General features: G+C 68.0%; 7 protein-coding genes. 6 read left to right on the top strand and 1 reads right to left on the bottom strand.

Features of this window, described 5'->3' with window-relative positions:
• Positions 1-20 precede the first annotated feature (20 nt).
• On the bottom strand, positions 21-2888 hold the full coding sequence (locus MEBOL_RS29835; RefSeq protein ID WP_095980618.1) for a hypothetical protein: 2868 nt from the start codon (positions 2886-2888) through the stop codon (positions 21-23).
• A gap of 339 nt (positions 2889-3227) precedes the next feature.
• On the opposite strand from MEBOL_RS29835, the gene MEBOL_RS29830 reads away from it, so the two are divergent.
• The 6 genes from MEBOL_RS29830 to MEBOL_RS29805 are packed head-to-tail and all read left to right on the top strand — an operon-like array spanning position 3228 to position 24669.
• Positions 3228-16415 carry a non-ribosomal peptide synthetase/type I polyketide synthase gene (locus tag MEBOL_RS29830; RefSeq protein ID WP_170115616.1) on the top strand — a complete coding sequence of 4396 codons (13188 nt, stop codon included), beginning with the start codon at positions 3228-3230 and terminating at the stop codon, positions 16413-16415.
• A 24-nt stretch (positions 16416-16439) separates the two neighbouring features.
• Entirely contained in the window at positions 16440-17555 is a 1116-nt protein-coding gene (locus MEBOL_RS29825) for a flavin-containing monooxygenase (RefSeq protein ID WP_095980616.1), read from the top strand.
• Positions 17552-18466, top strand: coding sequence for a chlorinating enzyme (locus tag MEBOL_RS29820; RefSeq protein ID WP_095980615.1), 915 nt, complete (start codon positions 17552-17554; stop codon positions 18464-18466). The genes MEBOL_RS29825 and MEBOL_RS29820 overlap by 4 nt, the downstream gene beginning before the upstream one ends.
• A 35-nt stretch (positions 18467-18501) precedes the next feature.
• A complete protein-coding gene (locus MEBOL_RS29815; protein WP_095980614.1) occupies positions 18502-19278 on the top strand; it encodes a thioesterase II family protein in 777 nt (258 codons plus the stop codon).
• Positions 19279-19329: 51 nt separating this feature from the next.
• Positions 19330-23862, top strand: coding sequence for an SDR family NAD(P)-dependent oxidoreductase (locus tag MEBOL_RS29810; RefSeq protein WP_218920827.1), 4533 nt, complete (start codon positions 19330-19332; stop codon positions 23860-23862).
• Positions 23863-23865: 3 nt separating this feature from the next.
• Positions 23866-24669, top strand: a complete 804-nt coding sequence (locus MEBOL_RS29805) for a thioesterase II family protein (protein WP_095980612.1) — start codon at positions 23866-23868, stop codon at positions 24667-24669.
• Positions 24670-24692 lie beyond the last annotated feature (23 nt).

The raw sequence follows: 24692 nt of genomic DNA, 5'->3' as shown, positions 1-24692 counted from the left end.
TCCGGGGTGTCTTGCCCGCCCTAACGCGACGCGCGCACGGCCTCTGTGAGCGGCAAATTCCAACCGGGGATGAAGCTGGACGGGCTCGTGGTGTCGAGGTGGCTGGTGATCTGGTAGAGGCGCTGGGCATCAGGCAGGGGAACGCTGAAGCGGTCGCGCAGGTAATACGGAGGGATGGCCTGGTAGTGGAGCCGTGCGCGCAGCCGCGCGTGGCTGGTGATGACGGAGAGCGGCACCTTGTAGGTCACGACGTCACAACCGCACGCGGCGGAACCATCGTCGGGGTACTCGGAATCGCCGTCGACGCCGTGCGGCGCGAGGCCATCGGGCAGCTTGCCGCCCTCCAGGAGGGGCGCGAAGTTGGACTTCCAGCCGGTGGGCAGCAGGCGGTTGTCTTTGACCGGCTGGTAGAGGCCGAGGAAGCTCGTGGTCAGCTTGCCGTCGGAATCGGCGATGCGCTCCTCGTAGATCTGCACCTCGTTCTCACGGGTGATGACCTGGTGGTGGGGCTCGGGCGTGAGGAGGTCCATCTCGCTCGCGAGCACCTGGCCATCGCCGCCGACGATGGCACCCGCGCCATTGGTGCGGCCCGAGGCCCACAGCGTCTTGCCGGCGGCATCCTCGACGGAGACCTCGAGGAAGGCGCGGCGGAAGGCGACACCCGAGGGCAGCTTGTGGCCGGCCTTGTTGGTGACCTTCACGGTGAACTCGAGATGGTCGCCGATCACCGTCGGCTCGCCGAGTTCGACGGCGGCCGAGGCGTCGGCGAGGGCACGTCCGCCGAGGAGCGCGGTCATCATCTGCAGGCGAGTCGGCTCGCCGTGCTGGTTGGAAATGTAGTCATAGTCGGCGAGGCCGAACACGCGCGGGGCCTGCGCGAACATGCTGAGCCCGAACAGGTTGATGCCATTGAGCTGGTGCCGCGAGAAGGGCTCGCGCTCGACGAGGTCCACGTTGGCGTGCACGTCGGGGACGCCCTCGATGCTCGCCGTCGGGTAGTCGGCATCCTCGATGCTCGCGATCTTCTTCTTGAGCGGGCTGCCGGCGAAGCTCCGCGGCATGTGGCAGTCCTGGCAACTCTGGGGCGTCGCGCCGTCGTGCCCTTCATCCGAGATGAACGCGTCGTTCTTCCGGTAGCTGCTGTTGCGCCACTCGAGGAAGGTCGCCTGCTCGTAGACGAAGCGCTCGTTGATGCACGAGCCGACCTTGCGCACGGGCAGCCGCACCACATGGCAGGAGCCACAGAGCGCGGAGCTCTTCACGACCTGGTCTCGGCCGCCCTCGCCCGAGGGCGTCTTGCCGAGCGCGCGCTTCATCGGATCGGCACGCACGTCGGTGGAGAACGGCCCGATCACGTCGTCGGCCGCCGTCGGAATCCAGTTGCCGGTATAGCTGGCGGGCGTCCCCAGATTCTCGCCGCTCATCTGGTGGCAGACCGAGCAGGTGATTCCATCGCGCGCGAGCTCGCCGTACTTCGCGTCGGGAGAGTCGGAGAGCGCGGAGATCATGGCATGATCGAACTTGCGTGACGGCGCGTCCATGTGGAGTTGCCGTTGACCGGCGGCGCCGTGGCAGCTGTAACAGAGGTCGGTGGTTTCATCGGCGCAGGCGCTACGGTGATCGGCCTCCCACTCGCGCTGGGCGCGGAAGATCGGATCGCGCCCAGCCAGGCCCATCATCGAGACCGACCACTCACCATAGGGCGAGACGTCCGCGTAGCGCGGCTTGCCGGGGGCCAACTCGCCATCGCGCGCGAGCATCGAGCCGGCACCGTCGAGACCCTGCGCGACGTGGGCGACTCCCGAGTGGCAACCCCAGCACTGGTCCGAGGTGAGGAAGGTGTCGGGCTTGCCATGACCGGCCTTGGGGTAGACATGGTCGAAGAAGCGCGGGATGTCCTCGAAGGGCGCGCTCTCGTCGGCGGGCAGGCCGTACTGCGCGACGAAGTCCGGATTGGCACTGCCGAGCGCGGGGTGGATCGCGTCGCGGTCGGGGTGCGGTGCGATGTACGTGCTGGCGGGCGCGTTCTTGTAATCGTCGTAGTGGTTGTCGGGGTTCTGGGCGTCGGCGTCGCGCCAGACGCGGCGATAGTCATAGATGGTTTGGGTGAGCGCGCGCCCGCCGCCGGTGCTCGCGGGCAGGTGCGTGGTCTGCGCGAACGTGAAGTCGCGCTGAGAGGCGTGGCAACGCAGGCATACCTGGTAGCCGAAGCCGTTGAACGGGCGGCAATTGTCGAGGCGCAGCGTGTCCGCCGAGTTCCACGCCAGCGGGGGCCTGCTGCACGAGACCACCCCGTGGCGCACCTCGTCCTGGGCGATATCGCTCCAGAACCAGCCGTCGCGCGAATCCAGGGGACGGCGAATCATCGGCTGCCAGGCCACCAGCTTGAAGACGCCGCCTTCCTCCTTGGCCTCGCCGATCGGCCTGAAGGTCTCCTTGATGATGATCGCCTGCGCGGGGACCTCGCCCTCGGGGCGGCCGCGCTGGAGCCAGGCGCTCACCTCGGGTGAGTACCAGACACGCACCCAGCCGTGCGTGGCGCCCTGGGTGGGCGTGCCCGTGAGGTGGATACCATCCTCGCCGCTCCAACCCGGCAGCTTGTAACATTGGCGATCCAGGAAGACCCTGAGGCGGTTGTTGAGCCCGGCCTCGAGCGGCAGGCGTGGGTCCGCGAAGGTGGCAGGGGGTTGCGACGCGATGATGGTGGCGGAGTCCTCGAACAGCGCGGCGCGCAGACTGGCGCACTCCTCGACGGTACCGGGGGTGTAGCCAGGCTCGTAGTCAGAGGGCTTGTATTCGGCGGGCTCGGGCTCGGGAGATTTGCTCGAACCGCGGCAGGCGATGAGGAGCAAGGCCAGGGGAACGAACGTCCGGAAGCTGATCATCATTGCGCCACGTTAACCTAACTTCCCAACGAACAAGCAGGCGACGAAAGCGGCACATTCCTCCAATAAAACGGAGTGACGTCCGCAATACTGGCTAAGGATGACTGCGCGGCGCGGCGTGACCCTCCCGCCCAGGCTGTCTTTTGAATGGCGGCACCATTCCGTTTCACCATGGCAGGAAATAAGCACAGAGCACGGAATCACCAGACTGACACGATCCACCAAGAATGCGTGGGTATTCAGCAGGAGCCGAGACATGAGTTATTGACACGCCTCTCAGCTCATGTTCAAAAGGCGACGCATCCGCAAACTATGAAAGAATGGAAGAGCTAGGGAGAATTGGTGAGTCCAAACGGCCACTCCTTCGAACACACGCTCAAGGCCTTGGTGCGGGAGCGGAAGATCTCGCCGGAGGTTTTGCGTGCCCTTCTCGGTGGGTTACGCAGCGGGCGAGAGCGGGCTCAGCAGCTCCCCATTCCCCATGGAATCGCGGTAGCGGGGATTGGCTGTCGGCTGCCAGCCGATATTGATACACCCGCTCGGCTTTGGGAGGCGCTGCGCACGGGTCACAGTGGGATTCGCGAGACGCCTCGAACCCGCTGGGACGTGGATGCCTATTATGATCCCCGTCCTGAAATGCCGGCCAAGACGTATACGAAGCACGGCGGATACCTCAACAGCATCGACGAGTTCGACCCTGCCTTCTTCAGCATTTCGGCCCGTGAGGCGGCCGACATGGACCCGCAGCATCGGCTGCTGCTGGAGGTCGTCTGGGAGGCAATCGAGGATGCGGGCCTTCCCATTGAACGGCTGAGGCAGCTCAAGACCGGTGTTTTCATCGGGATGAGCACGGACGACTACCACCAACTCACCGTGGACGACAGGCGGCTCGAGTTGCTGACCGCCTACACGAGCCTGGGGACCAGCCGCAGCGTCAGCGCCGGTAGGATTTCCTATCTCCTGGGCTTCAATGGTCCGGCGCTACAAGTGGATACATCCTGTTCGTCCTCCCTGGTGGCGCTCCATCTGGCCGCGCAGAGTCTGAGGACGGGAGAGTGTGATGCCGCCATCGTGGCGGGCGTCAATCTCATCCTCTCCCCCCTCAACCCCATCCTCCGCAGCCGCATCAGCGCGTTGTCGCCCACCGGTGTATGCCGAGCCTTCGATGACTCCGCCGATGGCTTCGTCCAAGGGGAAGGCGTCACCGCGGTCGTGCTCCGCCGGCTGCCGGATGCCACGGCCGAGCATGGCCGCATCCGCGCCGTGCTGCGCGCCTCGGCGAGCAATCACAACGGTGGCGGCAATGGCCTCACGGCCCCCAACGGCAAGGCCCAGCGCCATCTCCTCTCCCACACCCTGAAGGCAGCGCTGCTCGGCCCGGACGATATCGATTACCTGGAGGCACACGGCACCGGCACGCGCCTGGGTGATCCGATCGAGGTCGAGGCCATCGCCGCCGCCTATGCCGGCCGCACCACCCCGCTGTTCGTCGGCTCGGTGAAGACCAATTTTGGCCACCTGGAGGCAGCCGCGGGCCTCCTCGCCTTCATCAAGGCGGCACTGGCCGTGGAGCATGGCGAGATAGCCCCTCAGCTCAACTTCGCCACGCCGAACCGGGAAATCGACTGGGACAACATTCCCGTACAAGTCGCGGCGCGTCTCGCGTCCTGGCCGAGCACGGGACGGCCACGGCGTGCCGCGGTGAGCTCTTTCGGTATCAGCGGCAGCAACGCCCACTGCATCCTCGAGGAGGCACCCGCACCGGCGGGGAAGAACGAGGCCATCGCGGGAGACGAGATGCCCGCCGTGTGCATTCCGCTGTCCGCCAAGGACGAGACGGCGCTGCGGGAGTTGGCACGGCGGTATTCCACGGCGCTGGCGACAAGTCCTCACCCTCCCCGCGACTGGGCCTTCAGCGCCGCCACCGGCCGCTCCCCCTTCCGCGAGCGCGGCGCCGTGGTGGGCCGCACCCACGAGGAGCTGGCCCGCGGCCTGGAAGCCCTCGCCGCCGGCCGCGTCTCGGCCACCGTGGTGCGTGGGACGGCCCCGCAGAATGGCCGCGTCCAGTTGGGCTTCGCCTTCAGCGGCCAGGGCGCCCAGTACGCCGGCATGGGCGCCTCCCTCTACAAGCGCTTCTCCTCCTTCCGCTCCGCCTTCGACGAGGTGGCCGCCCTTCACCTCGACGCCTCCGGCGGCCAGTCCCTCTCCTCCCTCGTCTTCTCCTCCTCCGACGCCGCCCTCTCCGACACCGGCCTCGCCCAGCCCGCCCTCTTCGCCTTCGAGTACGCCCTCTGCTCCCTCTGGCGCAGCCTCGGCGTCACCCCCTCCGCCCTCATCGGCCACTCCATCGGCGAGTACGTCGCCGCCCACTTCGCCGGCGTCCTCTCCCTCCACGACTCCTACTCCCTCGTCCTCGCCCGCTCCCGCGCCATGGCCGCCCTCCCTCCCGGCGGCTCCATGCTCTCCGTCCTCTCCTGCGCCTCGGACCTCTCTCCCCTCCTCTCCTCCTTCCCCTCCCTCGAGCTGGCCGCCGACAACTCCTCCCAGTCCTGCGTCCTCTCCGGCCCCTCCTCCGACATCGACAGGCTCTCCCTCTCCCTCGAGTCCTCCGGCCACAACACCCGCCGCCTCCACGTCTCCCACGCCTTCCACTCCGCCGCCATGCAACCCGCCATGGCCGCCCTCTCCTCCGCCGCCTCCCTCCTCCCTCACCTCCCTCCCTCCCTTCCCCTCGCCTCCAACCTCACCGGCTCCCTCGCCTCCGAGGGCCTGCTCGGCCCCGACTACTGGGCCCAGCACCTGCGCCACACCGTGCGCTTCCGCGAGGGCGTCGACGCCCTCGTCTCCAAGAAAGTCACCCACTTCCTGGAGATTGGCCCCCGCCCCGTTTTGTCCGGCCTCATCCGCTCCTCCCGCTCCGGCGTCTCCGCCCTCTCCTCCCTGGATTCCTCCGACCCCGAGCGCGCCTTCTCCTCCGCCGCCGCCAGCCTTCACGCTCTCGGCGTCGAGCTCGATTGGAAGGGCCTGTTTCCTGGAAAGACGCCGAGTTGGGTAAGCCTGCCCACCTACCCGTTCAGACGCACTCGCTTCTGGGCCAGTAAGACAACCGTAGAGAGCAAGAAAGAAGCCATGCAAGTCGACGCTCCGACCCATCAAGCTTCACCTGGCGGCAACACAGCCGTTGCCGCAACCGCCCGAGCTGTCCGCGCGCTGTTCGCCGAGCAGCTGTCCACGGATGCCGATCGCCTCGATCAGGATACGCCGCTCCTTGAGCTGGGCGCCGACTCGTTCGTCATGGTGTCGGCGATCAAGAAGCTGGCCGAAATCTGGCAGGTCCGGATGTCCGTCCGTGACTTGTTTGAAGTCTATCTCACGGTGAACCAGATCGCGGCCCACCTGGTCGAGGCCTCGCCCGTGGCGTCCAGTGTCGCCGCCAAACACGGCGATACGGCCAGCCCCGCGGGGAACACGGCCCGCGCTCCGGCCCCCGTGGCCCCGGTGGTGGCACCACCAACGCCCAGCGCGCCCCGGCGCGCCCCCGTGCCCGAAACGCCAAGGCCCACCGCGACGTTCGCACCGGCACCGGCACCCGCCCCCGCACCGGCGCGTGTGCCCGCGCCGGCCGCGACCACCTCTTATCAGCCGCCTCGCTTTGGCGGGACGAAGCCCGCGGCCAGTCCGGCAGCGGCTCCGCGCGGGCCGGCGAACCGCCTCACGCCCCAGCAGGAGGAGTACCTGGCGCGCTTCACCGCGCGCTACACGCAGAAGACCGGACGCTCGAAGGAGATGGCGGCCGAGACTCGCGACAAGCTGGTCAATACCCGAAGGTCCTCGTCGGGATTCCGGCTGCAGACCAAGGAGCTCACGTACCCCATCGTCGCCACGGCCTCCAAGGGCTCGAGGATCTGGGACCTGGACGGTAACGAGTACGTGGACATCGCCATGGGTTTTGGCGCCACCTTGTTCGGCCACAACCCTGATTTCGTGCGCGAGGCCCTCGCCGGGCAAATCGACAAGGGCTACCAGATCGGCCCCGCGAGCGAGCTCGCGGGGGAGTGCGCCCGCTTGATCTCGACCGCGACGGGCATGGACCGGGTGCTGTTCCTGAACTCTGGCACCGAAGCGGTGATGACCGCGATGCGCATCGCGCGAGCCGCCACGGGCCGGTCCAAGGTGGTGCTCTTCCAGAACTCCTATCACGGCCACTTCGACGGGACGATGGTGACCCCCGACGTCGAGGGCGGAGGCGTCACGGCGCGTCCGATGGCGATCGGCACCCCCCAGCGGATGATCGATGACATCATCGTGCTGCCCTACGCGAACATGCGGTCGATCGACACCATCCGCGCCCACGGCCATGAGCTCGCCGCGGTCATTGTCGAGCCGGTACAGAACCGCCGTCCCGACCTGCATCCGACCGAGTTCTTGCAGGCGCTGCGCGAGGTCACCCGCGAGACCGGCAGCATCCTCGTGTTCGACGAGATCCTGGTCGGCTTCCGCATCGCCCTCGGCGGCTCGCAGGAGTGGTTCGGCGTGCAGGCCGACATGGTGACCTACGGAAAGATCATCGGAGGTGGTCTGCCACTCGGCGTCATCGCGGGCCGACGCGACATCATGGACCGGGTCGACGGGGGGATGTGGAACTACGGGGATGACAGCACCCCCAACGAGAACACCACGTACACCGCGGGCACGTTCAGCAAACACCCGTTGGCCATGACGGCCTGCCACGCCACGTTGACGGAGATGCTGAACAGGGGCGGCGAGCTGCAACGCGACCTCAACCAGCGCGCCGACCGGTTGATGGAGATCCTGAACGAGGTCTTCACGAACAACCAGGTGCCGCTCATGGCGGTCAACTTCGGTTCATTCTTCCGCTTCGCTCAATCGGGCAACCTGAGCTTCGTCTACCAGCCGATCGAGATTGACCTGTTCTTCTACCACCTCATCGAGAAGGGCGTGTACGTGTGGGAGGGACGTACCTGCTTCATCTCGACGGCTCATGATGACACCGACATGGATGTCATCATCCGGGCCGTGCATGAGAGCGTGGCCGAGATGAAGGCCGGCGGGTTCTGGCCCGGCCGGGAAGGCCCCGGAGGTGGAGCGTCGGGGGGTCCGGGCTCCGGCGCGACGGGGCGTCCCTCCCCTGGCGCGAAGCCCGCGGCGGCCAGCCCCGTGACCTCGGCACCGCGAGCCGTGGCCGAGTCCAAGGCCTCGGCGCCCATGACGAGCGGCCACCGCGGAGTCGATGCGGGCCGTAGCTCGCTCCTCGGCCGTGCCATGCGCCAGGACGCGGACAGCCCGGGAGCACGGGCGCCCGAACCGGCGCGGTCGAAGCCCCCGACGCGCGCGATGCCTCCGCCCATCGTCGACGACAGCTTCATCGCTCGCCGCTCCGGCGAGTCCACCATCGACTTCTCCCTCTATTATTTCGGCGACCTCGCCGAGGACGCCCAGGCGGACAAGTACAGCCTCCTCCTCGATGGGGCCCGGTTCGCCGATGAGAATGGCTTCCAGGCGGTATGGCTGCCCGAGCGGCATTTCCACTCGTTCGGTGGCTTCTCGCCCAATCCCTCCGTGGTCACGGCGGCGCTCGCGCAAGAGACGCAACGGGTGGATCTCCGCGCGAGTGTGCTCATCCCCCTCCAGCATCCGATCCGCGTCGCCGAGGAGTGGGCGGTTCTCGACAACCTCAGCCATGGCCGCGTGGGCCTCGCCCTGGCCTCGGGCTGGCACGCCAATGACTTCGTCCTCGATCCGGAAAGCTGGGAGCGCAAGCGCGAGGTGATGATCGAGCGCCTCGGTGCGCTCCAACACCTCTGGCGCGCCAACACGGTGCCGTTTTCCGGACCCAATGGGCAGGACGTCGATGTCCGCATCTTCCCCCGTCCCACCCGCGCCTCGCTGCCCGTGTGGCTCACCACGCTCGGCAACCGCGAGACGTGGGCCCTGGCCGGCCGCCTCGGCCTGGGTGTCCTCACCAACCTGATTGGCCAGAAGATCTCCGACATCGCGGACAACATCCGGGTCTACCGCCAGGCCCGCCAGGAGGCCGGCCTCGACCCCGACCGGGGCCACGTCACCGTGCTGCTGCATACGCTGGTGGGCACGGACCTGAACGAGGTGCGCGAGAAGGCCCGCGGGCCGTTTGGCCGCTACCTCGCCTCGTCCCTGGGCCTGTTCCAGCAGATGGTCCGGGACCAGGGTCTCACCGCCGACTTCGACACCCTGACTCCCGAGGATCGCGCGTTCCTGCTGAACGCGGCCTACAACCGCTATGTCGGGGGCAGCGCCCTCATCGGCACCGTGGAGAGCACGGCCGCGGTGGTCGATCAGCTCGTCGCCGCGGGTGTCGACGAACTCGCCTGCTTCATCGACTTCGGTGTCGAGCACGACTACGTGCGCCACCACCTGCGCTCTCTCGTGGAGCTCAAGGAGCGCTATCGCAAGTCCGCCAAGAAGACGCAGGGGACCGCCCTCACGTACACGTCGACGGCGCCCATCGTCATGCCCAGCGTCGGCAACTCCGCGGCCCGCCCGCGCGCGACCTCGACCAAGGCGACGCCCGCCCTCGCGAGCAGCGCGGACGACGATGACAGTGAACGGGTCGCGCTTCGCCTGCCCCTCACCGGGGACCAGCGCATGCTCTGGTTCCTCGCGCGCATGGGCGCCGATGGTCAGATGGCCTATGCGCAGACCATCGTGCTGCGCCTGACCGGTCCGTTCGATATCGCGGCGATGCAACGTGCCTACACGGCCGTCATCGCCCGCCACGAGGCGCTGCGCACCGTGTTCGCCGCCGATGGCGAGAGCCAGTCCGTGCTCGTCAAGGGTTTGAGCGAAGTGCCGGTGATCGACTTGTCGGCCCTGGACCCGGAGCCGCGAGCACGGCAATTGGAGGGACTCCTGGCCGACGAGGCCGAGCGGCCCTTCGAGCTCACCGAGGCGCTCGTCCGGCTGGCGGTGGTCAAGCATACCGAGACCGAGCATGTGCTCATCCTCACCAGCCATCACCTCATCTGCGACGGAGTCTCGGTCGGCATCCTCCTGACGGAGCTCGCCGCGCTCTACGCGGATGCGCGCAAGGCCGCCGAGCTGCCTCCGGCCCCGAGCTTCCCCGAGCACGTCCGCTGGAGGCTCGCCCAGCATCAGGAGGCTGAATATGCCCGCGAGGAGGCATATTGGCTCCGAGTGATAGGCGCGGGACTTCCCGCGCTGGAACTCCCCACGGACCGCTGTCGACCGCCGGCCAAGACATATGACGGCGATCGGGTGACGCTCACGCTGGATGCCGCGTTCTTCACCCGCCTGAAGGGCTTCTCGCAGGAGATTCGCAGCACCTATTTCATGGTTGTCCTCGGCGCGTTCGCCGCGCTCTTTCATCGCGTCGCCCGGCAGGACCAGGTGGTGGTGGGTGTGCCGTTTGGTGGCCGTGGCCGCGAGGGGAGCGAGACCATGGTCGGATACCTGTCCAACGTCTATCCGATCGTGAGCCGGCTCGAGCTCGGTGACAGCGTGGCCACGTATCTCGATCGCCTGCGCGCCACGCTCCTGGATGCCTACGATCACCAGAGCTACCCCTTCAGCGATCTCGTGGTCAAGGCGATGTCGAGCGCCGATCCCAGCCGCGCGCCCTTCTTCTCGGTGGCCTTCAACTGGGACCGGGTCGATCTTCCGCGGCTCAACGGGCTCACCGTCGAGCAGCTCGAGTTCCGCCCGCGCTATGTCGACTACGATTTGATGCCGAACATCATGGAGGTGAACGGCGAGGTCGTCATCTCCTGGGACTACAACAGCCAGCTGTTCGACCGGAACACGATCGAGACGTTGGCGAACCAGTTCGTGATCATGATCCGCGCGCTCGTGCGCGACGCCAAGGCCAAGGTCTACGACCTGCCGCTGCGCGACGAGGCCGCGGATGCGGCCTTCCTCGAGGCCCATGCCACCCCCCGCCTCGCCCCTCCGGGCACCGGCGACACCCTCTCCGCGCTCCTGAACAACGCGGCGGCCGCCCACGGCGAGCGGATCGCGGCGATCGCGGGCGATGCACGGCTCACCTACGCCGAGCTTGGCCGCCGCGCGCACGCCATCGCCCGTTCCCTGACCCGGCAGGGCATCCAGCGCGGCGACCGGGTCGCGCTCCTCCTCGAGCCCTCGCTCGAGCTCCTGACCGCCATCCACGGGGTGCTGGCGGCCGGAGCGGCGTATGTCCCACTCGATACGCGGTCCCCTGCCCCGCGACTGCGCGAGCTCATCGCGGAGGCCGGTGCCGTCGCGGTCATCCGGGTAGCCCAGAACAACGAGGACGTGGTCGCGAGCGGCTCGGTGCGCGACCTTCCCCTCGACTCTCTCACCGGTGACGACAACCCGGACACGGCCCTGGCGAATCTCCCGGCACCGGACGACATCGCGTACGTGATGTATGGCTCGGACACGACCGGCAAGCCCCAGGGCGTACCGGTGCGCCATCGCAACGTCACCCGCTTCCTCGCCGCGGCGAGCGAGCGGCTGGCCATGGACGGCTCGGAGACCCTTCTCAACGTCTCGCCGGCCTCCGTCGACACGTCGGTTCCCGACTTCCTCCTGCCGCTCCTCGGGGGAGGCAAGGTGCTCCTGGCGAGCACCGAGGAGCGGCTCACCCCGGCGCGGCTCATCTCGCTCATCGAGCGCCATCCCATCGATTTCATGCAGGCCACCCCCTCCCTGTGGAGGACGCTGGTCGACGCGGGCTGGGGCGGCAAGCCGGGCATGCGGCTCTGCGCCAGTGGCGAGATGTTCCCGAGCTCGCTCGCGACCGAGCTGCTCGAGCGCGGCCACTCGGTGTGGAGCGGCTACGGTTCAACCGAGACCACGGTCTGGTCCAACCTGCAACGCGTGGACAGGACGCACCTCGCCCGTCTCACCGTTCCCGTGGGCCCCGCGCTGAGCAACGCCGCGGTCTATGTCGTCGATGCCCGCGGTCGTCTGGCGCCCGAAGGGCACGTGGGTGAGATCCTCGTTGGCGGGGAGGGCGTGGCGGTGGGCTCGCGATTCCAGCCCAACCCCTTCGGGCCGGGTGTCGTCTATCGCACTGGCGCTCTCGGCCGGTATCGCGCTGGCGGAGCGCTTGAGCTCGTGGAGCGCACCGAGCTTCAGGTGGGCAACCACAAGACCTCGGGCCCCGCGGCCAACGCCCAGGAGCCTGGGCGTACCAGCGCGCCCACCTCGGGCCAGACGACGGCCCAGGGGCCGACGGCGACCCTGATCGACATCTGGCGGGAGTTCCTGGGCGTGCCCAACATCGGCCTCGATCAGGACTTCTTCTCGCTGGGGGGTCACTCGCTCTCGGCGGTTCGGATGGTCGCTCGCATCCGCGAACACTTTGGCGTGGAGCTGACCCTGGGCGTGCTCTTCGAGGCCCCGACCATCAGGCAGCTGGCGCGGGTGATCGCCGACAAGCAGGCCAGGAGCACATCGGCCTCGGCGCCAAGCGAGGCGGGTGCGATCATCGTCAAGTCCGAGCCCACCCATCGCCACGAGCCCTTCGAGCTCACCGACCTGCAACAGGCCTACTGGCTGGGTCAGTCCGATTCGCTGTCCGGTGGCGGCCTGCCGGGCGTGGCCTATCTCGAGCATGAGATCCTGGATCTCGACGTCGAGCGGTTCGAGCGCGCCTTTCAGAAGGTCATCGAGCGGCACCCCATGTTGCGCGCGGTCATCCGCAAGGACGGCCTCCAGCAAGTCCTGCCCCAGACGCCGCGCTTCCGCGTCGACCTCGTGGACCTGAGCGGCCTCACGGAGGAGGAGCGCTCGGCCACGTTGCTGCGGACCGAGCTCGAGCACGCATCCCGGGGTCTGTCGGCCGATACCTGGCCCACGCTGGCCTTGCGCGTGCATCGACTTGACGCCCGGCGCTACCGCATCCACCTGGGCTTTCCGCTCTTGCTCGGCGATCTCCAGAGCGGCCGGATCTTCATCCGCGATCTCGACCTGCTATACCGCGATGCGAACGCCGAACTCCCGGCTGTCACCGTCGACTACCGCGACTACGTCAACACGTTGCGCGCTGCCCGCGTGACGCCGGCGTTCGAGCGTGCCGAGACCTACTGGCGCAATCGCCTGGCCACGCTGCCGCTGGCGCCGAACCTGCCCCGGGCCAGCAACGCCCAGGGCAAGGGTTCGAGTGACGGAGGCTCGGCCTTCGAGCGACATGAGGGCCTGCTGCCCCGGGCCTCATGGGATGCCCTCAAGCGGCGGGCCCGCGCCGCGGGCTTGACCCCGGCCGCGCTGGTCGCGGCGGTCTATGCCGAGGCCATCGCGGAGTTCAGCGAGAGCCCTCACTTCACCTTGAATCTGCTCTATCAGAACCGCCCCTCCTGGCATCCACAGATCCAGGAAGTGGTCGGCAACTTCAGCACCACCATCCTCCTCGAGGTCGACAATCGCGAGCCCATCGCGTTCGAGAAGCGGGTGCGCGCGCTGCAAACCCAGCTGTGGAACGACATGGAGCACGCGCAGGTGAGCGGCATCCAGGTCGTGCGCGAGCTGGCGCGGCAGCGGGGCTCGAGCGTGGCCTCGTCCATGCCCGTGGTCCTGGCCAGCAGCCTGCACATGTCCGCCGAGGAGGTCGAGTCGGATGCACTCTTCTTCACGGTGGTCAGCAACCGGCTGCAGACCCCCCATGTGTGGATTGACCATCAGGTGATGGAGTCCCGCGCGGGCCTGCGCTTCCACTGGGATGTGCGCAAGGGCATCTTCCCGCCTGGCCTGACCGCGTCCATGTTCGCGATCTTCAATGATCTCCTGGCCAAGCTCGCCAAGGGCCGCGGCTGGGACGAGACCAGGCCCGTCGAGCTTCGTCCCGCCGAACTCGGCGCTCGCGCCCAGGCCAACGCCTCGGACAAGCCCATCCCCGGCGAGATGCTTCACGAGCTCTTCGCCGCGCAGGTGGCCCAGCGCCCCGAGCACCCGGCGATCATCGCGGGCGATCGCGTGATCTCCTATGGAGAACTCAGGGATCGCGCCAACCGGCTGGCGCACCGCATCCGCGCCCTGGGCATTGGCCCGAACCAGCTCGTGGCCATCAGCATGGAAAAGGGCTGGGAGCAGCTCGTGGCGGCGCTGGGTATTCTCAACGCGGGTGCCGCGTACCTGCCCATCGACCCGTCCCTGCCGCGAGAGCGCTTGCACGCGCTCATGCACCATGGCCGCGCGGCCCTGGTCCTCACGCAGCAAGCGCTCGACAACACGGTCGATTGGCCCGAGGCCCTGCCACGCCTCGTGGTCGGTCACGAATCCGAGACGGGCGACGCCACGCCGCTGCCCTTCATCCAGACCGCGACCGATCTCGCCTACGTCATCTTCACCTCGGGCTCGACCGGTCTGCCCAAGGGGGTGATGATCGACCATCGCGGCGCGGTCAACACGGTCCTCGCCATCAATCGGCGTTTCGCCGTCGGGCCCGAGGATCGGGTGCTGGCGGTGTCGTCGCTGAGCTTCGATCTCTCGGTCTACGATGTCTTCGGTCTACTGGCCGCTGGCGGCACCGTGGTGATCCCGGATGCCGAGCATGCTCGCGATCCCGCCCACTGGGCAAAGCTCGTCCGCGAGCACCGGGTGACGCTGTGGAACTCGGTTCCCCAGCTCATGCAACTCCTGGTGGATCGGGAGGAGCAGGATCATGCCGCCCCCATCGAGAGCCTGCGAGTCGCCATGCTCAGTGGCGACTGGATTCCCGTGGCGCTGCCCGAGCGCATCCAGTCCCGCGCGGTTCAATGCCAGGTGGTCAGCCTGGGCGGCGCGACCGAGGCGTCGATCTGGTCGATCATCCATCCGATCGATCGCGTGGATCCCACCTGGCAGAGCATTCCCTATGGCCGTCCGCTGGACAATCAGCGCTTCCACGTGCTCGACGAGTCCTTGAGGCCGCGGCCCACGTGGGTCCAGGGCGAGCTCTACATCGCGGGGATCGGTCTGGCCAAAGGCTACTTGTCCGACCCGGACAAGACCCGCGAGCGTTTCATCACCCACCCCGTGACCGGAGAGCGGCTGTATCGCACCGGAGATCTCGGCCGTTATTTGCCTGACGGCAACATCGAATTCCTCGGCCGCGCGGACCACCAGGTCAAGATTCAGGGGTATCGCATCGAGCTGGGCGAGATCGAAGCCACCCTGGAAAAGCACCCGCGGGTGAAAGCCTGTGTGGTCACCGCCCACGGCCCCAGCCGCGGTGAGCGGCGCCTGGTCGCCTATGTCGTGGGTCAGGAGCCGGGGCCCGGAGACGCGCCCGCGCCCGTGGACATCGAGGCACTGCGCAAACACCTCTCGGCCAGCTTGCCCGCCTACATGGTACCCGGTCAGTTCGTCCTCCTGTCCGAGCTGCCCCTGACGTCCAATGGCAAGGTCGATCGCAAATCCCTGCCCGCGCCCGACGCCGTGCTCGCCGGCGCTCGACGCGCCAAGCGGGTAGCGCCACAGACCCCCCTCCAGAACACCCTCGCGGAGATCTGGCGCGAGGTCCTCGCCCTCGACGAGGTCGGCATTCACGATGACTTCTTCGCCGAGCTGGGAGGCCACTCCTTCGCGGCCGTCCGCCTGCTGGCGCGGGTGCATGCGCAACTGGGCCGTGAGCTGCCCTTGTCCAGCATGCTCGAAGGGCCGACCATCGCCCACCAGGCGGACCGGGTCGAGCAAGCGGCCCAGGAGGCCACGCGAGCAACGCACGCGTCCCTGGACTGGTCGCCCGTGGTGCCGTTGCGCAAGAGCGGCTCCGAAACCCCGCTCTTCCTGGTCCACCCCGTGGGTGGTAATGTCTTCTGCTACCGTGCGCTGGTCGCGTCCATCGCCCCGGAGCGTCCGGTGTACGGGCTGCAAGCACGCGGCTTCGTCGGCGACCAGAAGCCACTGAATACCTTGCAGGAGATGGCCAACATCTATGTCGACGCGGTGCGCGAGATTCAGCCCCAGGGGCCCTATCTCCTGGGCGGCTGGTCCATGGGTGGATTGGTCGCTCTCGAGATGGCGCGCGTGCTCGAGGCGCGGGGTGACGAGGTCAATCTGCTCGCGCTCATCGACAGCGCTGTGCCCGGACGTAAATCCATGCTAAGCGACCTCGCGCTTCTGGCCTGGTTCATGAGGGATCTCCTGGCGACGAGTGGCCGTCCATGCAACCTCGACATGAGTGGGCTCGAAACCCTGGACGATGGCGCCCGGCTGGCCGCGGTGCTGGCACAGGCCAAGGCCGCTGGCGCCATTGCCCAGGACGTCACCACGGAACAGCTCGAGCGCCTGTATCGCGTGTTCCTGCACCACAGCGCGGCCATGGATGGCTACGCCCCGACGCCGGTGCGCGCGCCCGTGGTCCTGCTCGATGCGGCCGAGTCCGACGAGCGCGAGCGGGTCGCCCCGTGGCGGCGTCTGGCCTCCAGCATCAAGCATCATCACATCGCCGGTGATCATTACTCGATGATGACCGAGCCCCATGTCGCCACGTTGGCCGAGCGGCTCGGCATGGCTCTCAACGACCGGGCAGTTCCTAAAAACCACTAACCCCTGGCAGATAGAAACACCGAGATGACTTCCACTACCCAAGCACATTCCACGCATCGCTCCAATGTCCTGATCATCGGCGGAGGCCAGAGCGGCCTGGCCCTGGGCTATTACCTGGCGCGGCGTGGCCAGCAATTCACCATCCTCGACGGTGGCTCGGAAATCGGCCACATGTGGCGCAATCGCTGGGAGTCTCTGCAGCTCATCACCCCGTGCCCGTACAACAATCTGCCCGGTATGGACTTCGAAGGGCCCGCGTGGTCCTTCCCCCACAAGGACCAGGTGGCCGACTACCTGGTCCGGTACGCGAAAAAGTTCTCCATTCCCGTCCAGACCAACCACAAGGTGAGCAGCCTGCGCCGGGTGGGCGAGAACTACCAGGCCGAGACCAACCAGGGTGTTTTCGAAGCCCCCGTGGTCGTGCTCGCCACCGGTCCGTACCACGAGCCCCGTATTCCCGACGCGGCGCGCGGCGCGGACGAGCGGGTGGTGCAGATGCACAGCAAGGACTACCGGAGCTCCAAGCAGATGCCCGCTGGCGAGGACGTCCTGGTGGTCGGCTGCGGTAACTCCGGAGCGGGCATCGCCCAGGATCTGGCGCGCACCCACAAGGTCCATCTGGCCCTGGGTCGCACGGCGTGGCTCCGGCGCCGCATCCTGGGACGGGATCTCTTCTGGTGGGCCCACCTCCTCGGCCTTCCTCGCGTCACCGCCGACTCGCGCCTGGGCAGCCGCATGAAGCATCAGCCGGACGAGGTCATCGGGACCACGCCGGAGCGGCTCGCCGCCGAGCACGGCATCAAGCTGCAATCGCGGGTGGTGGCCGTCGATGGCAACGAGGTCCGCTTCGCCGACGGCACCCAGCACCGCTTCGGTGCGATCGTGTGGGCCACGGGCTACCGGCCCAGCTACCCCTGGGTCCATGTGCCGGTCTTCACCGAGGAAGGCGCGCCCCAGCACCAGCGGGGCGTGACGTCTTCTCCCGGACTCTATTTCCTCGGCCTCAAGTGGCTGTACTACTTCGACTCCTCCCTGCTCGGAGGTGTCGGCCGTGATGCTGCCTTCATCGACCAAGAGATTGCGTCGTACTTGTCCACGCGCGCCCCCAACAAGGTCGCGCATTCAGCGGCCATCCCATGAACACTGCTCCTGACACCCTGCTGACCCCCGAGGAAATCACCCGCTTCAAGCAAGACGGTGTGATTGGTCCGTTCAAGCTCTACGAGCCCGAGGTGGCGCGAGAGCTTCTACAAACCATTCGCATGCGCAACGCCGACCGGAGCCACGCGCTGCACAAGAACGACGTCAACTACGACCGGCACTTCGACATCCCCGAGTTGTCGCAGCACGTTGGCCACCCGGGCATCGTTCGTCGCGTGCGCGGCATCCTGGGCATGGATCTCCTGGGCTGGCGCACCGAGTTCTTCCCGAAGTTTCCCGGCGCCGCCGGGACCGAGTGGCACCAGGTCGCGAACTACCGCTACGCGACCGGTGTGCCCATGCTGGAGCCGGTGGACGGCCGCAACAGCGACCACCTCGATATCACCGTCTGGACGGTGTTCACCGAGGCCACCCGCGAGAACGGGTGCATGAAGTTCCTGCCCGGCAGCCACAAGAAGGTTTACTACGACGAGTCCAAGGCCGTGACCCAAGGGCGCTCCGACGCGTACCGCTCGATCGAGGCGAAGAGCGATTTCTTCGGCTACGACTTCCAGGAGTTCAAGGTCGACCCCAAGTGGATGCCCGACGAGAGCCAGGCGCTCGCCATGGAGATGCAACCGGGTGAGTGCGTCATCTTCACGGCCAAGTGCGTGCATGCGTCGTATCCCAACACGACCCAGCGCAAGACCCGCTTCGCCATCACCAGCCGGTACACGTCCACGGACGTGCGCGTCTACCCGTACGAGCGCAAGTTCCGCGCCCATGGTGGGGACTTCGATCTGGACGCGGCGAACTACGGCTGCGTGCTGGTGAGCGGAGAGGATCGCTACGGGCACAATCGCATCCGCCGCGAGAACAACCTGGGACAACCCTTTCCGCATCTGGCCTGAGGCGGACCGCCTCATCCGCGCACAGAAGGTCCGCCATGGTCGAAGTGCCCCAGAGTCCCTGGTTGCGCCCCATTCGCATGCCGGCGCATCCGAATCTCACGCTGGTCGCCATTCCCTCGGCCGGCAGTGGGGCGTCGCTGTACGCGCCCTGGCGGACACACCTGCCGGATGACGTGGCCTTGATCGCCATCCAGCTTCCTGGCCGCGAGAACCGCATCGGCGAGCCGTTGCTGACCAGTTTCGACGCGGCCGTCGAGGGCATCACGGCCGCGCTGGCCACGCTCAAGGTCCCCATCGACGGGCTGTTTGGCCATAGCTTCGGCGCCATCCTCTCATTCGAGGTGATGCGCCGGATGCGCCGCCTGGGGCGACCCCTGCCCCGCCACTTCTTCGCCTCGGGCCACATCGGCCCGGAGCTCGCCAGCAACATCGGCCCCGTTCACGAGCTGCCCCGAGAGGAATTCATCGCCGAGCTCAGGCGCTTCAATGGCCTGGTCGAAGAGATCCTCGCGCATCGCCAGTTGCTCGACATCGTTCTGCCCATCGTTCGCGCCGATCTCGCGCTCGACCACTCCTATTGCATGGCCGAGGAGCCACCGCTCCCAGTGCCCATGACCGGCCTGGCCGGAGTGGATGACTATGTCGCCCCTCCTGCCCAGGTGGGCGCCTGGTCGCGTCAGAGCAGCATCAGCTTTGATCTGAAGACATTTCCAGGAAGTCATTTCTTCATACGAGACAACATCGAAGCCAAGGTAGCGGCCATCCTCGATGTCTTGAAATCGCCAGCGGCCATGTCCGTTGCGTCTCGTTGAATCAGGAGACTGCTGCCAATGAATCAGCCTGTCGTTGCGAACAAGCATTCCATGGGTGGTGAGGAACTCGCCGCCAGGTTGTCCGCGGCGCTGCTCGCGGCCCCCCAGGTGCGCGATTGTGCCGTCCTGTCTCGCCAGGGAAGTGATGGCGGACAACGCCTCGTCGCGTACGTGGCCGCGTCCGAGCCGGTGACGCTGGAGGGCGCACGCGCCCTCGCGGCCGAACAGGGCGTGCCCCCCCAGGAACTCGCGGCCGTCGTCGCGCTCACCAGCCTGCCGCGTGATGGCGGCGGCCAGCTCGATCGCGCTCAACTCCAGCTCCTTCCGGTGCTCGACGAGAACGCGCTCGCGAGCCTGGGCGAGCGGTTGCGCGCCCTGGATCCAGCGGCTTCGCTGGCGGTCGAGTCAGCTCCGCTCGAGTCGCCGACGACCCTCGCCGACAGCCCGAAGCACGCCAGCCCCCGGCCGGCCTATCTCCAGGGGCCCGAGCTGCCCGCCTCGCCCGACACGCCCGCGAACCTGGCCGAGGTGCTGGAGCGGGCGGCACGCATCTCTCCTGAATATGGAGTCCGCTTCCTCACCGCGGCGGGCGAGCGCTTCTCCTCCTATCCCGAGCTCCTCGCCGAGGCCCGGCGGATCGCGGGCGGGCTGGTGAGCGCGAACCTCGCCCCCGGGAGCGAGCTCATCATGCAACTGGCCGATCCCGGTGACTTCGTGCCCGCGTTCTGGGGCGCGGTGCTGGCCGGGCTGGTGCCAGTGCCGCTCGCCGTGCCCGTGCTGCTGGCCGCGGGGGAGCCGGCAAGCGAGAAGGTGCGCTCGACCATGGCGCGGCTCCCGTCCGCGGCGCTCATCACCCGGGCGGACCGCGCCGAGCAGAGCGCCGAGCTGCTGCGCGCCGGTGGGCTTACCGGACGGAGCGTGGTCTCGCTGGAGAATCTCCGCGGTGCCGCGCCCCTCGCCGCGCCAGTGGCCCGCTCCTCGGATGCTCCGGCGCTGCTGCTGCTCACCTCCGGCAGCACGGCCGAGCCCAAGATCGTGCCCCAGACGCATCGCCGGCTGATCAGCCGCTCGCGCGCCACGATCCTCACCAATGGCTTCCGCCGCGAGGAGGTGTCCCTCAACTGGCTGCCGCTGGATCACGTGGGCGGCCTGGTCATGTTCCATCTGCGCGACGTGGTGTGCGGCTGCTCGCAGATCCAGGCGGAAACCAACCTGGTGCTCAAGTACCCGCTCACCTGGATTGACTGGTGCAGTCAGTACCGGGTCACCGTGACGTGGGCACCGAACTTCGGGTACAGCCTGGTCAACACGCGCGCCAAGGAGGTGCGGGCGAAGCGTTGGGACCTGTCACCGCTCTGGTTCATCCTCAACGGCGGCGAGGCGATCGTCGCCGAGCAGGCGCTGCAGTTCATGGAACTCCTGGCCCCGCACGGCCTTCGCGCGGATGCCATGCGTCCAGCCTGGGGCATGTCCGAGACGTGCTCGGGAGTGACCTTCGAGCGGGACTTCAGGAGGGCCTCGGCCAAGACCGCGTCGGTGTCGGTCGGCCAGCCCATCCACGGTATCACCATCCGCATCGCCGACGACGACGGCCGTGTGATGAACGAGGGCGAGCGCGGCCGGCTGCAGATCCGCGGCGTCAGCATCTTCGACGGCTACTTGAACAACCCGGAGGCCAACCGGGAGTCCTTCCCCGTCGAGGGATGGTTCGACACGGGCGACCTCGGCGTCGTCATCGACCAGGGCCTCCACATCGTGGGCCGGCGCAAGGACGTCCTCATCGTCAACGGGCTCAACATCGCCCCCACCGAGATCGAGCGCATGGTGGAGACGATCCCCGGCGTCGTGCCCGCCCACACGGCGGCGATGGCCGTGCGCGAGGCGGGAGATGTCACCGACCAGCTCGCCCTGTTCCTCCACACGGAGAAGACGGGTGAGGCGCGCGAGGCATTGCTCGCGGACCTGCGCATCCAGCTCACCCGCACCTTCGGCATCTCCCCCTCGGTGATGGTGGTGGTGGCGCCCGAGGAAATGCCGCGCACCTCCATCGGCAAGATCCAGAAAGAGGTGCTCAAGGCCAGGCTCGAGAAGGGCCTCCTGGCGCCCGCTTGGCGGCGGCCCCGCAAGAACGCGGCGGCGGCCAACAACCCGATCGCCGTCAGCCGGAACGACGGGCTGAGGGGTAGCGTGTATCGCCGCCGCTGGGTACCGCACGGGCTCACCCCCGTACGCCCCCTGCCGGACACGGTGGTGTTGTTCGCACCCGCGGGCGAGCCAGGCAAGCAGCTGATCGCGGCGCTGGCCACGGGGAAGCGCCGTGTCCTCGTGGTCGAGCCAGGTGCTGGCTTCGCGTTGAACGGCGACGATCGGATCACCCTCGCGCCTGGCAGCACCGAGGATGCCGCGCGGCTGGTCGAGCACCTTGCCCATACGGCGGCCACCGCGCCGCTCATCTACGCCTGGCCCCTCGCCGACAAGCCCGGGGCCGAGGCGCCCTTCGACGCCACCGACGCCCTCCTCGCCCTGCTGCCGCCGCTGGCCCGGCGCTTCGGCAAGAATCATCCGCGCTTCCTGGCCGTGACCCAGGGGGCCGTGCGCGTCGGCACGGGCGAACTCCTCGCCGATCCCAAGGCCGCGATGATCGGTGCGCTCATGCGCGTCTTGCGCGAGGAGACACGGGCCCAAGCCCGCGGCGTCGACATCGACTCGCTCGAGGCGTTCGCCGAGGTGGTCACCGGTGAGCTCAGCGACCCGGGCAGCGAGGTTGAGAGCGCGTACCGCCGTGGGCGCCGGCTGGTGAGCCGGTTGGCGCCGGCCAGCCTCCAGGGCCAGAGCAGCGTGCTTCGCCGCGATGGACGGTATGTCGTGATCGGCGGGCTTGGTGGCATTGGCCGTGCGCTGGTGCGCTACCTCGTGACGGCGTTCGGAGCCCGCGTCGCCATCCTCGGCCGCCGCGCCGAGAGCGCACTGGACGCGGCCAGCGCGGCCGCTCTGGCCGGGCTGCGCCAGCTCGGTGAGGTCGGTTACGTCGCCGGAGATGTCACCGACAGCCAGGGGCTGCGCGGAGCACTCGTGCGCGCCGGTGAGTCGCTGGGCGGCAAGCCCGATGGCATCATCCACCTCGCGGGCAGCTTCATCGAGCAGCCCCTCGCGCAGCTCGACCGGAACAAGGCCCTGGGAGGACTGGTCGCCAAGGTCGCCGGCAGCCACACGGTCGTCGAGACGGCCCAGGCGCTGGGCATCTCCTGGGTTGCCCTGTTCTCGTCGGTCAACGGGTATTTCGGCGGACCGGGACTCGCCACCTACGCGGCGGCCAATCGCTTCCAGGAAGCGCTCGCCGGATCTTGGAATGGCAAGGGCACGCGGGTGTGTACGCTCGCCTGGTCCATGTGGGACGAGACCGGCCTCAGCCGCGGCTACGCGCTCAAGGAGCTCACCCGCGAGCGCGGCTTCATGGTGTTCAATCCCGACGCCGCGCTCGAATTGTTGGACAGCGCCCTGGCCCAGGCCGAGGACACCTTGTTCATCGGCCTCGATGCCACCCGGCCGCGCATGCGGGTGGAACTCGACATGTCGCCGGAACCACTCACCAGCCTGACCGCGCACACCAGCGCGGAGCCGCACGCAATCCAGACGCTGGGTGACGCCTTCGGCATCAAACTCACCGTGCGCCAGCGCGCCCACACCACGGCCGCGACCACGGCCAAGGCGGCCGAGCCCGCGCCGCCCGCCGCACGTGCCGCCCTGGACCAGACGGCCATCGCCGACCAGCTCGCCGCGCTCTGGTGCGACGTGCTCAAGCTGGACGAGGACGAGCTGGCGCACGACGCCAACGTCTTCGACCTGGGTGCCCACTCCCTGCTGCTGCCCAACATGCAGGGGCGCATCCTCGACGCCTTCGGCATCGAGCCGACCATGGTGGACCTCTTCCAGTACCCGACCGTGACCAAGCTGACGGCTTTCCTGGCCAGTCAGCTTCCCGTCGCCGCGACCACGGCCAAGGCGGCCGAGCCCGCGCCGCCCGCCGCACGTGCCGCCCTGGACCAGACGGCCATCGCCGACCAGCTCGCCGCGCTCTGGTGCGATGTGCTCAAGCTGGACGAGGACGAGCTGGCGCACGACGCCAACGTCTTCGACCTGGGTGCCCACTCCCTGCTGCTGCCCAACATGCAGGGGCGCATCCTCGACGCCTTCGGCATCGAGCCGACCATGGTGGACCTCTTCCAGTACCCGACCGTGACCAAGCTGACGGCTTTCCTGGCCAGTCAGCTTCCCGTCGCCGCGACCACGGCCAAGGCGGCCGAGCCCGCGCCGCCCGCCGCACGTGCCGCCCTGGACCAGACGGCCATCGCCGACCAGCTCGCCGCGCTCTGGTGCGACGTGCTCAAGCTGGACGAGGACGAGCTGGCGCACGACGCCAATGTCTTCGACCTGGGTGCCCACTCCCTGCTGCTGCCCAACATGCAGGGGCGCATCCTCGACGCCTTCGGCATCGAGCCGACCATGGTGGACCTCTTCCAGTACCCGACCGTGACCAAGCTGACGGCTCACCTGGCGAGCCGGCTCACCGCGACCGAGAGCTGAGACATGGCTGGGAAGTGGCTCCTGCATCATTACAGAGCCCCGATGGGGGGCCCCAGGCTATTGGTGTTGTTTCACTACGCGGGCGGCGCGGCGTCCGCGTTTCGCGACTGGCCCACGCACGTCGGTGCGCGGGCCGAGACCATGGCCGTGCAGTTGCCCGGCCGCGAGAGTCGGCGCGGCGAGACGCCCCTCGAGGATCTCGCCGCGGTGACGTCCCCCCTCGTGACAGCCATCGCCGAGGCCGCGCGCGGACGCCCAGTGCTCCTCTTCGGCCACAGCATGGGCGCCGCGCTCGCCCATCACATCGCCCGGGAGGGAGTCGAACGCCGTGCCTTCACCCTCGCCGCGCTCGCGGTCTCGGCGCGGCGCGCGCCCCATGTCCCGCCCTATGAGCGGGATCTCCGCACCCTGGATGACGCGGGTGTCCTGAACGAACTCCGCGTCTTTGGCGAGCTGCCCGCCGATGTCCTGGCCGAGCCCCATCTGGCCGACGCCCTCGTTCAGCGAACCCGGGCTGACTTCTGCATCGCCCAGGGCTGCCGCTGGCCAGTTCCTCCCGTGGTCCGACAACGGCTCGCCGTGCCCGTACTGGCGCTTGGAGGCGTCGACGATCCGACGGTCATGGCCGCCCACCTCAAGTCCTGGCAGGCCTTTACTCGTGGGCCATTTCGGCTGCAGATGCTGCCCGGCCACCATTTCTTCATCCGGGATCCCCTCAACGTGAAACGCGCCGTGGATGCCCTGTTCGCGCATGCGGCGTCGTTGACGGGGGAAGCCCTGGCCAGCGTGAGCAACCCCACGCTCTGATCAACCTCCACGCGAGGCGAGAC

This window comes from Melittangium boletus DSM 14713, assembly GCF_002305855.1.
Lineage (GTDB): Bacteria > Myxococcota > Myxococcia > Myxococcales > Myxococcaceae > Cystobacter > Cystobacter boletus.
The sequence above is the reverse complement of the archived record's forward strand: the minus strand, read 5'-3'. Positions and strand labels throughout refer to the sequence as shown.

What these genes read in the sequence shown, in the direction of transcription:
- MEBOL_RS29835 (WP_095980618.1), bottom strand. Translation starts at nt 2,888, where the DNA reads ATGATGATCAGCTTCCGGACGTTCGTTCCCCTGGCCTTGCTCCTCATC.
- MEBOL_RS29825 (WP_095980616.1), top strand. Translation starts at nt 16,440, where the DNA reads ATGACTTCCACTACCCAAGCACATTCCACGCATCGCTCCAATGTCCTG.
- MEBOL_RS29820 (WP_095980615.1), top strand. Translation starts at nt 17,552, where the DNA reads ATGAACACTGCTCCTGACACCCTGCTGACCCCCGAGGAAATCACCCGC.
- MEBOL_RS29815 (WP_095980614.1), top strand. Translation starts at nt 18,502, where the DNA reads ATGGTCGAAGTGCCCCAGAGTCCCTGGTTGCGCCCCATTCGCATGCCG.
- MEBOL_RS29810 (WP_218920827.1), top strand. Translation starts at nt 19,330, where the DNA reads ATGGGTGGTGAGGAACTCGCCGCCAGGTTGTCCGCGGCGCTGCTCGCG.
- MEBOL_RS29805 (WP_095980612.1), top strand. Translation starts at nt 23,866, where the DNA reads ATGGCTGGGAAGTGGCTCCTGCATCATTACAGAGCCCCGATGGGGGGC.